This is a genomic window from uncultured Lactobacillus sp., from assembly GCF_902491705.1.
Taxonomy (GTDB): Bacteria; Bacillota; Bacilli; order Lactobacillales; family Lactobacillaceae; genus Lactobacillus.
Genome location: NZ_CABUIW010000062.1, coordinates 1 through 12755 on the forward strand (window position 1 = coordinate 1; position 12755 = coordinate 12755).

14 protein-coding genes are annotated in these 12755 nt (G+C 34.8%); 6 read left to right on the plus strand and 8 right to left on the minus strand.

The window, feature by feature from the left end:
- Window positions 1–117: IS3 family transposase (locus RDN22_RS09740; RefSeq protein WP_308554877.1), on the plus strand; the 117-nt coding region annotated here is incomplete at its 5' end.
- A 55-nt stretch (window positions 118–172) separates the two neighbouring features.
- Here RDN22_RS09740 and RDN22_RS09745 read toward each other — a convergent pair.
- The gene (locus RDN22_RS09745) at window positions 173–2071 is read right to left on the minus strand and encodes an FIVAR domain-containing protein (protein WP_308557846.1); all 1899 of its coding nucleotides are present in this window, start codon (window positions 2069–2071) and stop codon (window positions 173–175) included.
- 215 nt (window positions 2072–2286) lie between these two features.
- Between RDN22_RS09745 and RDN22_RS09750 the strand changes: the two genes are divergently transcribed.
- From RDN22_RS09750 to RDN22_RS09760, 3 genes are read left to right on the plus strand one after another with little or no spacing between them, the layout of a single operon-like run.
- Window positions 2287–3012: an ABC transporter ATP-binding protein gene (locus RDN22_RS09750; protein WP_308557847.1), complete on the plus strand. Its 726-nt coding sequence runs from the start codon at window positions 2287–2289 to the stop codon at window positions 3010–3012.
- On the plus strand, window positions 3013–4155 hold the full coding sequence (locus RDN22_RS09755) for an ABC transporter permease (RefSeq protein WP_308557849.1): 1143 nt from the start codon (window positions 3013–3015) through the stop codon (window positions 4153–4155). It begins immediately after the preceding gene.
- 14 nt (window positions 4156–4169) lie between these two features.
- Window positions 4170–4790, plus strand: coding sequence for a TetR/AcrR family transcriptional regulator (locus RDN22_RS09760; protein WP_308557850.1), 621 nt, complete (start codon window positions 4170–4172; stop codon window positions 4788–4790).
- A 55-nt stretch (window positions 4791–4845) separates the two neighbouring features.
- Here RDN22_RS09760 and RDN22_RS09765 read toward each other — a convergent pair whose 3' ends face one another.
- Window positions 4846–5229: a winged helix-turn-helix transcriptional regulator gene (locus RDN22_RS09765; protein WP_308557851.1), complete on the minus strand. Its 384-nt coding sequence runs from the start codon at window positions 5227–5229 to the stop codon at window positions 4846–4848.
- Window positions 5230–5352: 123 nt separating this feature from the next.
- On the opposite strand from RDN22_RS09765, the gene RDN22_RS09770 reads away from it, so the two are divergent.
- On the plus strand, window positions 5353–6549 hold the full coding sequence (locus RDN22_RS09770; RefSeq protein ID WP_308557852.1) for an MFS transporter: 1197 nt from the start codon (window positions 5353–5355) through the stop codon (window positions 6547–6549).
- Window positions 6550–6592: 43 nt separating this feature from the next.
- Here RDN22_RS09770 and RDN22_RS09775 read toward each other — a convergent pair whose 3' ends face one another.
- From RDN22_RS09775 to RDN22_RS09795, 5 genes are all read right to left on the minus strand, one after another.
- A complete protein-coding gene (locus RDN22_RS09775; RefSeq protein WP_308557853.1) occupies window positions 6593–7963 on the minus strand; it encodes a DHA2 family efflux MFS transporter permease subunit in 1371 nt (456 codons plus the stop codon).
- A 3-nt stretch (window positions 7964–7966) separates the two neighbouring features.
- Window positions 7967–8671, minus strand: coding sequence for a phenylalanine--tRNA ligase beta subunit-related protein (locus RDN22_RS09780; RefSeq protein ID WP_308557854.1), 705 nt, complete (start codon window positions 8669–8671; stop codon window positions 7967–7969).
- 155 nt (window positions 8672–8826) lie between these two features.
- Complete coding sequence (locus RDN22_RS09785; protein WP_308557858.1) at window positions 8827–9663, minus strand: aldo/keto reductase; 837 nt, start codon at window positions 9661–9663, stop codon at window positions 8827–8829.
- Window positions 9664–9829: 166 nt separating this feature from the next.
- A complete protein-coding gene (locus RDN22_RS09790) occupies window positions 9830–10837 on the minus strand; it encodes an alpha/beta hydrolase (RefSeq protein WP_308557855.1) in 1008 nt (335 codons plus the stop codon).
- 14 nt (window positions 10838–10851) lie between these two features.
- Window positions 10852–11586 (minus strand): SDR family oxidoreductase, encoded by a 735-nt coding sequence (locus RDN22_RS09795; protein ID WP_308557856.1) that lies wholly within the window; start codon window positions 11584–11586, stop codon window positions 10852–10854.
- 126 nt (window positions 11587–11712) lie between these two features.
- Between RDN22_RS09795 and RDN22_RS09800 the strand changes: the two genes are divergently transcribed.
- On the plus strand, window positions 11713–12585 hold the full coding sequence (locus tag RDN22_RS09800) for a LysR family transcriptional regulator (RefSeq protein WP_308557857.1): 873 nt from the start codon (window positions 11713–11715) through the stop codon (window positions 12583–12585).
- Window positions 12586–12638: 53 nt separating this feature from the next.
- Here the strand turns inward: RDN22_RS09800 and RDN22_RS09805 are convergent.
- A partial coding sequence (locus RDN22_RS09805; protein WP_308554877.1) for an IS3 family transposase occupies window positions 12639–12755 on the minus strand: 117 nt, incomplete at its 5' end.

Sequence of the window (12755 nt, forward strand, 5' to 3'; positions counted from 1 at the left end):
GCTCAAGCTATAGAGGAATATATCAAATACTATAACGAAGAAAGGATAAAGAGCAGATTAAAAGGCTTAACTCCGAAAGAATATCGGAATCAAGCCTCTATTAATCCTATGTTTTAAAATGTCTACTTTTTAGGTCCCACTTCATAGCTCTTTCTTTGCCTTCATTTTTTGATTATTTCACTACATAACGTGTAGCCAAGCTTTGAATATATTGATCTTTACCAATTTGGTACATGTTTAAATCTAAAATTCTCTTGCGTCCAGTGACGTTATAAGTAATTTCTTTTGTTACCTTGAAAGTCTTAACGACTTTACCACGGCCGTTGTAAATCTTTACGGTTTGACCATCGTTTGGTAAGTAGTATTGTTGCGTTAACTTTTGAGTTTTTCTCTTCTTGCCAATTACAGCAAAGTCATGAATGTCTAGATGTTTCTTACCTCTTTCACCTAAAACAGAATAGCCTAACCAATACTTTCCTGCTCCTTGACCAATATCCCAGTATGGACGCTGAGTAATGTATTGAGCATTGTTGAATCTGCTGTAGAGATTAATATAAACATCGCCATTATGTTCAGTTTTGACTGCATTGTAGGCTAAGTACATCACTTTTTGAAGTTCGGTCAAAGATAGTTGGTTAAAGTTACCAATCTCAACCTTCTTACCATTTAAGGCCTTTTGTGCTTGAGTCAAATTACGTTCTGCTTGGTTAACTGCCATTTCTGTTGCCGTATTATCTGAAACAACGCTTTCAGCATTCTTCAAGTAGGTAATCAAGCTAACTTTTAAGCCGTAGTCTGCTAACTTATAAACATCCTTATCTTGAACTGCTTTGGCATCACTAATTGCAGATTCTAATTTCGATTTATTAGTAGCTACTTTACTTTGTGCTTCTGCTTGAGCAGCAGTATTGGCAACTTTAAGCTTCAAGCCCATCGTCTTTGAAACTGCGCTCTTCTTAATGTAACCTTCACCTGAAAGAGTATTGGTCTTAGGATCTGGGTAACCTACAACATGATAGAAGAGTTCGGCTTTGTTTTCACTTGGAACCCACAAGTACAACAATTCGTCCGCATGTTGATTCTCATCCAAAACTGTTTCTTCAACCAATGCAGTATTATATTTAGTTGGCAAAGTCTTGCCAGTTTCCTTACCATCAGCATCATAAAGTGGTGCTTTAGTAGGCATGTCTAGTCTTGTACTATTCAAGTTTTCATATTTAGTTGAAACCAATTGCTTGCTTAAGTACAAGTCTCCACCAGAAACGTACAAGTTAGTGCCTTTAATACGGTAATAATCACATGGATCGTGGTCACCATCAACTAATTGAGTTGAGAAAGTAACAGCTTTATCAAAAGTAAGCTTTTCACCTTTCTTAAGGTAGCGATCATTTGGAGCCATGAAGCTTGATCTACCATAGTCATAACTTGAAGTGTAAGTGCGGACATTATTAGCAGCTACCACACCTGTAGTTTGACCACTTCTAGCAATCAATGGATTAGTGTTTACAAAGCCGATATCAGCAACTTTGACGTAGCGGCCTTTACCCAAGTTGTAGTAAGGTACACCTTTGATGTTGTGATAAGGAATATATTCTTCCTTACCACCATTTTGTCTAAAGTAGAATCTTTGCTTAGTAGCAGCCTTTACTTTGCCGCTATATGCCAAGTTTTGCCAGCGAGAAATTCTGCTTAACTTGCGACCATTTTTATTATACAAATAGGAATTATTAACAACAGTTAACCACTTAGGACCACTTATTTTTTTAGTACTATCGACTGATAAATAATTACCATTGCCAATATTGAATCTAAGAATTGGAAAGTAATTACCGCCTTCATTAGACTTAGTATCCGTTTTTGGAGCACCGTAATATTTTACTGATTGCCCTTTTTTGAGATTTCTAGGATTTTTGCCTGATGCATAACTATAAGAGTCAGTAATCTTAATCGTTCCTGTTGCAGTTTGAGGAGCAGCTTGCACAACATTTGATTGAGTTTGATTAATCAAAACTGGAGTAGTGCTTAACAACACTGCGGCTGAAACAAATGCTATTTTCTTATTAAATTTCATGATTTTCACCACTATGTTTTACTAAAATTTTATTGTCTCATTCAAAGAATATTATACATCACCAGCATTACACCACTGATTCTAAAGCATTATAAAAAGCTGCGCCGTTTGAGCGTAGTTTTAGAGATTTAACTTTTCTCTTCTTGACAGGTGAGTAAATGCTCACTATAATCTTGAAATATAAGTGAGTGACTACTCACCTAAGGAGGAGAAATATGCAAGAACCTATTTTACTTAGCCATTTAAAAAAGACATTTGGTAAACAGCAAGTTTTAAATGATATCAATCTTACTGTAAGTAAAGGCACTATTGTTGGCTTAATTGGACCATCTGGCGCTGGTAAATCTACAACTATTAAAACTATGCTAGGTATGGAAAAAGCTGATTCTGGAAAAGCATTAATCTTGAATAGTACTATGCCCAACCGTCAAATTTTAGGCAAAATTGGCTACATGGCCCAAACTGATGCTTTATACGAAAGACTAACAGCTAAAGAAAATTTAAAATTTTATGGTGCTTTAAAAGGTCTCCATAGAAAAGAACTCACTAAAGAAATTGAACATATTAGTCAAGTAGTAGACCTCACATCTAGTTTAGATAAATACGTTAAAAACTTTTCTGGTGGAATGAAACGTCGACTTTCATTAGCCATTGCTTTACTAGAAAATCCCGAGTTACTGATTCTTGATGAGCCAACAGTTGGTATTGATCCAGCCTTACGAAGAAAAATCTGGCACGAATTAGAGCAAATACGCGATGATGGTAAAAGTATTTTTATTACTACTCATGTTATGAGTGAAGCTGAACAAGCAAATAAAGTTGCTCTGTTAATTAACGGAAAAATCGTCGCTTATGATGAACCAAAAAAGCTAGAGCAAGGTTATCACGTCGACACGATTGAAGATGTCTTCCTTAAAGCGGAAGATTTGGAGGCAAAATAAATGCGTATTTTAGCAATTACTAAACGAGTTTTATTAGAACCAGTGCGAGACAAACGAACTTTAGCTCTAATCTTCATCGCTCCCATTTTGATCATGTGGTTAATGAATGTAATGTTTTCTGCTAATACAGATGTTGACGTCACATTAGGAACTGTTAATGTTAGTCATTCTTTGCAAAAAACATTAGATAAAACAAAAGGTGTTTCAATTAAGCGGTACGCTAACAATACAGCGGCTGAAAAGCAATTAAAGAATCAAAAGATCGATGGGATTATTAGCTATCATAAAAATAAATATAATGTTACATATGCAAACACAGATTCCAGCAAAACACTTTTGACTAAGCAGGCTTTAAATGCAGCTTTAACACAAAAATCGGTCTCTAACTTAACCGGTAATTTAAAGAGATTAAATGCAGTCGTCATTAAGTTAGAAAACACTTTACAACAGGTTAATCCTAATTTTAAAATGCGACCTATTAAAGCTAAAAAAGTAGCTAAGCCTACAATTCAAAATCATTATAAATATGGTGATAGCTCTACCAATTTTTTTGCTAAAATCATTCCTATCTTAATGGGCTTCTTTATCTTCTTTTTCGTCTTTCTTATCTCTGGAATGGGATTATTAAATGAAAGAAACAGCGGGACTCTTGATCGTTTACTTGCTACTCCTGTCAAAAGAAGTGAGATTATCTTTGGCTATATGCTCAGCTACGGAGTCTTAGCTATTGCTCAATCTATAGTAATTGTTTTGGCAACAATTTGGCTTTTAAAGATTGAAGTAGTTGGTTCAATCTTTAGCATTATCCTTATTTGTCTTTTATTTGCCCTGGTTGCTTTATCCTTCGGAATTCTGGCATCTACTTTAGCTGAATCAGAATTTCAAATGATGCAATTTATTCCTATAATTGTGCTTCCTCAAGTCTTCTTTTCAGGAATTATTCCTTTATCTTCAATGGCGACTTGGGTTCAATATATTGGAAAAATTTTGCCACTGACTTATGCTGGGAACGCTTTAACTCAAATTGTTATGAACGGAACAAGTATTATGCAACTGGGCAATGATATTTTGGCGCTCTTTATCTTTTTAATCATTCTTGTTACACTGAATATCATAGGTTTAAAACGTTATCGTAAGGTCTAAAGAGGTAATTTATTATGAATGAGGCTTTTTCATCATATGAACAAAAAATTGAAAACGAAAAAATGCCAGCTGGCAAGAAAAAAGTCATCATCGCCTCGTTACATCTTTTTGCTAATAATGGCTTTCACGCAACAACCACTGCTGAAATTGCAAAAGCAGCTGGCGTAAGTGAAGGCACTATTTATAAATACTTTCGTTCTAAAGAAGACTTAATGAATAAGCTTCTACTGCCAATTTTAGAAAATATAAAAAATGGATTTTTCTTTCAAATTGAGAAGTATCAGACTTTAGATGAATTGATAGATTTTGCTATAGTAAATCGTCTTCAATTTTTACAGAATAATTTTGAATTAATCAAGTTGATTATGCAGGAATTATTAACTAATCAAGATATCTACCCTACTTTTCAAAAAATATTAAATGGCAAAGATGGTATTCTGACTTCTATAAAAAATATGCAACAGCATTATCCTGAAATTAATCAAAATCTTTCCCCTGAGCAAATAATTAGAATTATTGTAGCACCAGTAATCACACTATCTCTTCAAGAAAATTTATTTGGTATTAAATCTAAAAATACAACAGATGATTTAAAGCTTGTTAAAAAGCAAATTATTGCTGGTCTAGCCCAATAGCATTCAAAAAGGTCCTATTAAATCAACTAAGATTTAGTAGGACCTTTTTTACAAATTACTTACTCATTTCATCAAAACCTTGTAAATTCTTATCAAGGATTTTATAGTTCTTGCCTTCACTGTTTTGTAACTTTGTCTGCTTAATACCCCACTTTGACATTGAAAGCAATATTTCACGCAAGGCCTTTCCATTATCGGTCAAACTATATTCAACTCTTGGTGGTACCTCAGGGTAGACTTTCTTATTAATAATTTTATCGTCTTCTAGTTCTTTTAATTGTTTGGTTAAGATTCGTTGACTAATGCCTGGCAATTTTCGTTTTAATTCTCCAGTTCGCATTGGCGTCATTCCTAAATTACATAAAATCGATGTCTTCCATTTCCCCGAGATTGCTTTTAAGGTTACGTCAACGGCCAAATGATAAATTTTTTCTTCCATCTTTTCGCTCCGTTACTCAATTGTTACATTTATGTTCCTATAAGACATTAATGTACGTACTTACTTTTTATTAGTATGCCTCATATAATAGTTTCAGAAATTAAAATTATATGGAGGTATTTCATGAAAAAAACAAACACTAAATTTGCTTTATTTGCACTTGCAACTACGTTCTTTGCTGTAGGTGTTACTGAATTCATCAGTGTCGGTATTTTACCCGCCGTTGCTAGTGAATTTAAGATTTCTACTAGTACAGCGGGATTAATTACTACGATTTATGCATTAGGTGTAGCAATCGGTGCACCAATTTTGACTATGTTAACAAGTAGTTTTTCAAAGAAAAAAATAATCAGCGGAGCTCTTATTATTTTCTCCGTTGCCCACCTTCTTATTGCGATTGCACCTAATTTTATCACAGTTCTTATCGGTCGCTTTATTGCTGGATCTGTTCACGGTCTTTTATTTGCCCTTAGTTCTATTATAGCTGCAGAATTAGTTGGTCCTTCAAAGCAAGCTGGCGCAATTGCTTACATCTTCTCTGGCTTTACAATTGCAACTGCGATTGGTGCACCACTAGGAACTTCAATTAGTACCTTTGTTAGTTGGAGAATTCCATTTGTTGCCATTTCTATCCTTAGTTTTATCGCTTGGATTATGAACATGGTTGTTTTGCCAAAGGACAAGGCAAGCAATGAAAAGATTGATATTAGTACTCAACTTCACATTTTTACTCAGCCACACATTTTATTAACTTTAATAATCACCATTCTTGGCTATGGCGGTACTTTTGCTACATTTACTTACCTTTCCCCAATTTTAGAAAAAGTAACAATGGTTAAATCTGAATACATTGGAATTATCTTAGTTATCTATGGTGTAGCAATTGCCATTGGTAACAGCATTGGCGGGAAATTTGGTGATTCAAATCCTGTAAGAGCTTTATTCACTATCTTTCTTATTCAAGGTATTGCTCTAATTGCTTTCTACTTCACGACGCCTTATTTTGTCCCAGCAATTATTAATATTATTGTCCTTGGTCTCTTTGCCTTTATGAGTGTTCCTGTCCTTCAGTCATACATCTTAACTTTAGCTAAAAGTTATACTCCTGAAGCAATGGATATTGCATCATCATTAAACATTTCATCCTTTAGTTTTGGTATCGTACTTGGTTCATTTGTTGGTGGTCAAGTGCTTGATGTTTGGGGCTTGAGAAGTACAGCTATCGCTGCTGCTATTTTACTTGTAATTACCATTTTGTTAATGTTTGTTGAATCCAAAATGGAACAAAATCGTCTCTCAATGTCAGAAGTTTGCGAATAATTAAAAGCCACAGAAGCTAGTAATCAGCTTTTGTGGCTTTATTTTATTTTTTAGAACTCTTAATTTTAAAAATTAAGAGACAAGATATAAGCGTAATTAATACTGTAGTACCAAATGACCATTGATATCCGATAATTTCTGAAGAAGTCTGATGTTCAACAATATTATTAGTCGTTACTGCTAAAGCTGTACAGAATGAATTGGCTACTTGGACCATCGTAACTATGATCGTATTTCCGGATACTACACTCTTTTGAGGTAATGCGTTTAATGCATAGACTTGAGCTGGTGCATAACATAAGATTAATCCACCACATCTAATGGCATATAAAATAGTTAACCAAATGATTGACGTTCCCATATCATAGAACATCATTGGAATGGCTGTAATTAAAGCTACAATGCTCCCGATGATCGCCATTTTTTTAATACCAAATTGATCATATAATCTTCCAGCAAACGGTGACAAAAATGCCATTGTTAAAGCGCTTGGAATCATTACCATGCCTGAAACAATTGGTGATACTTTCAAAATATTTTGATTAAATAATGGCAACATTAATTCAGGAGCCATAATTGCTCCAGAGATAAGTAAAGTGATCAGCATCCCCAAACGATATTGCTTATAAGCAAAGACGTGCAAATCAAGTAAAGGATTGGCAGTATTAAATTGTCTTTTAATAAAGAGTGAAATGAAAATCACACCAGCTGTAGCAAATAAAATCGTAAATATAATATTGCCAGAAATCTCACCTAAGCGTCCAAGACTATAAAGAAGTGATCCTAAACCAACAATTGCAAAAAGAACTGACAGAGAATCAACTGAAATTTTTTTAGGCTCTAGAACATCTTTAACAAAAAATTGTGTACAAATTAGTGTCAACAAAGTAAATGGAATCAAAATTATAAAAAGCATTCGCCAGCTATAATATTCTAAAACAACTCCAGATAAAGTAGGCCCAATAGCTGGTCCTAAATTAATGATAATTCCGGCAATTCCAATTGCTAGGCCACGATTTTTGGCAGGAATAATAATTGTTAACACGTTCGTAACTAATGGCATATTAACGCCAACAGCTGCAGCTTGTACCAATCTACCAATTAATAAGATATTGAAGTTAGGAGCAAATGTTGAAATTAAAGTACCAAGTAAAAAGACGCCCATTGTCATCGTGAATAATTTGCGTAAAGGAAAACGATGCATAAAGTAAGATGCTAATGGCATGACCATTCCAGCAACAAGCATATATCCGGTATTAAGCCACTGCGCACTCATTTGATTAACATGGGTCTCTTCCATAATCATGGGCAAACCATTATTCATCAATGTTTCTGCTAAAGTTGTGATGAAACTACCGAGTAACAGAGTGGCCATCATGAAGAAAATTTGTCTTCGATTTTCTCTAATTGTCATTAACTACTCCCATTCAAATTCTGGATGATTATAATCAACATATCCTGTTTGTACATTTACACCAAAGATATGTTGAATCTTTTCTGCTAAATCATCTCTTGCTGCGTCTACTGATTCTTTGTTAACGTCGATAAATCCATCAATTGGAAAGAAAACATCGTTTGTTTTTTCAGAAATCTTCCCGTGCTCACTTTGACGCCAGGTCCAGCGACGTGTACGAACATCGTCGCCTACCGCATAAATAACTTCCCCTTCGTCGGGATGCTCAACTTTTTCTTTTCCAAGTGGAATAAAGGTATCGGTAGACTTAGCTAGTCGCATCATAATATCATCTTGGGCATTGTCTAAACTGTGAGTTCCCATTGGTACTGTATATTTAAGTGAAATTGCATTGTTTAAGTCAACTAAAGGATTGATATGTGGTAAACCTTTCCCTTTTGAAATACGCTTGAACAATGCTTCAGCAGAACAAGGATATCTGTTAGGATTGATACCTATTTTTCTAAATGCTTCTCGATATGGAATGATTTCTGGGTCCTCTTTGACATTCACACCATCAAACTTTTTATGAGAAAATTCAATATTTTCATCAAGAAGCTGATCGATAATTGGATAGTCCTTACTATTATCAATTCCTTTTGCTACTACAACTCCAACATACATATTTGGTAATTTATCAAAAATATCGGATGTTACTACGAATTTCATAATTGTCCTCCTTAACAAAAAAAGCTGGATAAGAAACCCGCCGCAATAGCGACGCTCTTATCCAGCTTGTAATTCTTTACAAACCCTCTGAACTTAAAAGGTTATTCAATTTTCTATTATTGTAACAATGAATTTTAGTTTACGTCAATAATTTTTTATCTGAAGCTTTCAGCAATTTCTGGATCCATTTCATCCTCTAAAATGCTATGTCCTTCATCTAAAGTTTTGATCTTTTTCATATCGTCATCACTTAATTCAAAATCAAAAATATCAAAGTTTTCTGTTAGTCTCTTTTTATGCACTGACTTAGGAATCACTACATAATTTCTTTGTAAAAACCATCTAAGCATTACTTGTGCAGTAGTTTTATGATATCTTTCAGCAATTTCTTCCAAAATTTGATTGGTAAAAATATGGTTAGCTCCTTCCGCAAATGGTGCCCAAGCTTCAGGTTGTACGCCTTCTTTTTCCATATATTGCTGTGATTTCCACTCTTGATTCCAAACGTTGGTCTCAATTTGATTAACAGCTGGCTTCACATCATTGAAAGTAATCAAATCAGCAAGTCGTTCGTTCCAAAAGCTGCTAACCCCAATTGCCCGAATGCGACCTTCTTTATATAAGCGTTCAAGTGCACGCCAAGTACCGTAATAATCATTGTATGGCTTATGAATCAGGTAAAGATCGATATAATCAAGTTGAAGTTTCTTCATTGAATCGTCAAAGGCTTTTAGAGTGTTGTCATAACCGTAATCATCAACCCAAATTTTTGAAGTAATGAAGATGTCTTCACGAGGAACATCGCTGTGTTTGATTGCATCCCCCACAGCTTGTTCATTACCATAAATTTGTGCGGTATCAACCAAACGATAACCGATTTCTAAACCATCCTCAACAACTTGTTGAGCTCGAAATAGATTATCAATTTGATATACACCAAAACCAAGACGTGGCATTTTGATTCCATTATTTAATGTAACGTATTTTTCTATAGTGCTTTCCTTTTAAAATAACTTTTTACTTATTTTAGCATTAATTATCTAAAGAGAGGAAAAGGACGATCATCTCAATGATGTCATAAAGAAGGACTTGATATCAAAATCAAGTCCTTCCTTCGGGTAAATATAAAAAGCGTAATTGCTCTTTATTGTTTACTATTTACTTCAAGTTTTCTTTAAAGAAACTTTCAAATTTATCAAATGGAATCTTATCCATTTGATCATACAAATCACAGTGAGTTGCATTTGGAACTACGACTAATTCTTTGTCACCAGTTAAACGTTTGTAAGCTGCTTCTGCCATGTAGCGTGAGTGAGCAATTTCACCAGTAACAATTAGTTTTGGAGCACGAATTTTTTCAATTCTTTGTTGTAATGGAAAGTTAAAGTAGCCCCAAGGACTGGTAGCATCCCAGATCATATTTGAGTTGATTGAACGTGGGTGGAAAGCACGTTTTACATAGTAATTATAGAAGTCACGAGTTACTGGATCTGCGTCTTCTGGTAATTCATCTGCAAATAACTTTTTAGCACGAACTGGGTTACCATCTTTATCAAATGGTAATTCGTGAAGACCACCAACTTGCTTACCGGTATCAACTTCTTCCCAGCGCATTTGTGCTAAGTAGTCTCTTTCCTTTTCACGTTCTTCTTCAGTCTTAGAATTGTTAAGACCATCCCACATTGAAGATGACATATCATACATTACTGAAGTAGCAACTGCCTTAATACGAACATCAATTGAAGCTGCAGTTAATACGTGGGAACCAAGGCCACAGATACCTAAAGCACCGATATTTTCACGATCGACAAATTTTTGCTTACCTAAGAAGTCAACAGCTGCTGAAAAGTCTTCAACGAAAATATCAGGTGAAGCAACATTACGACGATCACCGGAACTTTCACCAGTAGTTGATTGGTCGAAAGCAACAGTTACAAAGCCACGTTCTGCCAAAGTTTGAGCGTAAAGTCCACTTGCTTGTTCCTTAACAGCGCCAAAAGGTCCTGAGATTGCGATTGCTGCATACTTCTTACCTTCTTCAAAGTTCTTTGGAAGGTACAAATGACCTGCTAAGATAAAACCATATCTATTTTCAAATCTGACATTTTGTACTTCAATTTCTGGGTTAATCTTAAATACTCTAGTATCATTTGCTAATTTACTCATTGATAAAATCCTTTCTAAACAGCCTGTCCCATTGGACGAACAATAATTTCATTTACATCAGTATCTGCAGGTGTATCAATTGCATAAGCAACGGCCCTAGCAATTTGTTTTGGATCAAGACCAATCTGTTTTTCAGTTTCAATTTCTGCTTCTCTATTCTTAGGATCGTTGATTGAATTGAATAATTCCGTATGTACAGCGCCTGGAGAAACAATCGAAGTTTTAATTCCATTAACGCGTTGCTCTTGACGAAGACCTTCCATAATTGCGCGAACCGCAAATTTTGATCCATTGTAGACTGCTAAGTTAGGTACAACTACGTGCCCTGCTACAGAATCTGTCGCAATAATGTGACCTGACTTTTGCTTAACCATTGTTGGGAGCACCGCTGCAATGCCATTCAAAACTCCCATGACGTTAACATCAAGAATTTGTTGCCATTCTTGTCTTTGAGCTTTAATCAGTGGATTAACTGGCATCACCCCAGCATTGTTATACATTACATCGATATGACCAAATTTATCATTAGCAAAATCAACCACTGCTTGCATTTCTTCAAAGTTTGTAACGTCTGCTTTAATTGTGCTGATGCATGCTTCTGGTAAACTATTCTTAATTTCATCGAGGCGGTCTTTTCTTCTAGCTACCAAGATAAGTTTTGAGCCTTTATCTGCTAATAGTTCTGCAGTGGCGTTACCAATGCCACTTGATGCGCCTGTGATAATAATTACTTTATCTTTTAAAGTCATTGTTTTCTCCTTCCTTTTCAGCTTTTTCCTAAATTCATAAATAACTATACTGGGTTCCAGATAACATGTGAAATACTTAATAACTGTTATAAAATATAGGTAAAAACTATGTTAGGAGAAAAGTTGATGGATCTTAGAGTTTTACGCTATTATTTAGCAGTCTGCCAAGAGAAAAACATTACTAAAGCTGCCGAAGCACTTCATATTGCTCAACCTTCTTTGTCCACTCAGATTAAAGACTTGGAGCAAGAGCTTGGCGTTACTCTTTTTGAGCGTGGTCATCGCCAAATCAAACTTACTGAAGAAGGCTACTTTTTACGAGATAGAGCTCAAGAATTGATTGATATGGCTGACCAGACTGAGCAAATTATTCAAAGTTCTAAATTGATCTCAGGTACTTTACGAATTGGTGCAGGACAGACAATTGCAATGAAGCGGATTATGAAAGTAATTGCTCAGATCTCTAAAGAAGAAAATGATGTAAACTTCCAATTTATTGACGGAAATGCTGATGATATTGAAGCCCGTGTAAATGACGGCACATTAGATTTTGGTATAATTATGGGCGATCGCTCTTTAGAAAATTTCGATAGTTTAATTTTGCCTGAAAGAAATTCATTCATTGCCTGTTTCAAAAAGGATCATCCTTTAGCTAACAAAGATAAAATCACTCCAGAAGATCTAATAAAGTATCCTATTGTTTCTTCAAGTCAGACTCTTGTAACTGATAAATTTCGCAATTGGTGGGGAAATCTTTATAGTAAAGTACAAGTATTAGCTCAAAGTAACCTAGCTTATAATGCTTCCGTTCTAACTAGCAAAAGTGAAGCTGTTCAAATCACTTATAATCATCTAGTTGATTATGAAGCACTAAATTTAACAACTCGTTTGCTCTCACCTAAAGTTACTGATCCTAACATCGTAATTTGGAAGAAAAATGTTCATCGTTCTAATTTAGCTAATCACTTTTTAGAGAAATTACGTAATTCGTTGAATTAAAATAAAAGACCAGCTCTGTAGAATTTTGAAGTGGGACCTAAAAAGTAGACATTTTAAAACATAGGATTAATAGAGGCTTGATTCCGATATTCTTTCGGAGTTAAGCCTTTTAATCTGCTCTTTATCCTTTCTTCGTTATAGTATTTGATATATTCCTCTATAGCTTGAGC

What these genes read in the sequence shown, in the direction of transcription:
- RDN22_RS09745 (WP_308557846.1), bottom strand. Translation starts at nt 2,071, where the DNA reads ATGAAATTTAATAAGAAAATAGCATTTGTTTCAGCCGCAGTGTTGTTA.
- RDN22_RS09750 (WP_308557847.1), top strand. Translation starts at nt 2,287, where the DNA reads ATGCAAGAACCTATTTTACTTAGCCATTTAAAAAAGACATTTGGTAAA.
- RDN22_RS09755 (WP_308557849.1), top strand. Translation starts at nt 3,013, where the DNA reads ATGCGTATTTTAGCAATTACTAAACGAGTTTTATTAGAACCAGTGCGA.
- RDN22_RS09760 (WP_308557850.1), top strand. Translation starts at nt 4,170, where the DNA reads ATGAATGAGGCTTTTTCATCATATGAACAAAAAATTGAAAACGAAAAA.
- RDN22_RS09765 (WP_308557851.1), bottom strand. Translation starts at nt 5,229, where the DNA reads ATGGAAGAAAAAATTTATCATTTGGCCGTTGACGTAACCTTAAAAGCA.
- RDN22_RS09770 (WP_308557852.1), top strand. Translation starts at nt 5,353, where the DNA reads ATGAAAAAAACAAACACTAAATTTGCTTTATTTGCACTTGCAACTACG.
- RDN22_RS09775 (WP_308557853.1), bottom strand. Translation starts at nt 7,963, where the DNA reads ATGACAATTAGAGAAAATCGAAGACAAATTTTCTTCATGATGGCCACT.
- RDN22_RS09780 (WP_308557854.1), bottom strand. Translation starts at nt 8,671, where the DNA reads ATGAAATTCGTAGTAACATCCGATATTTTTGATAAATTACCAAATATG.
- RDN22_RS09790 (WP_308557855.1), bottom strand. Translation starts at nt 10,837, where the DNA reads ATGAGTAAATTAGCAAATGATACTAGAGTATTTAAGATTAACCCAGAA.
- RDN22_RS09795 (WP_308557856.1), bottom strand. Translation starts at nt 11,586, where the DNA reads ATGACTTTAAAAGATAAAGTAATTATTATCACAGGCGCATCAAGTGGC.
- RDN22_RS09800 (WP_308557857.1), top strand. Translation starts at nt 11,713, where the DNA reads ATGGATCTTAGAGTTTTACGCTATTATTTAGCAGTCTGCCAAGAGAAA.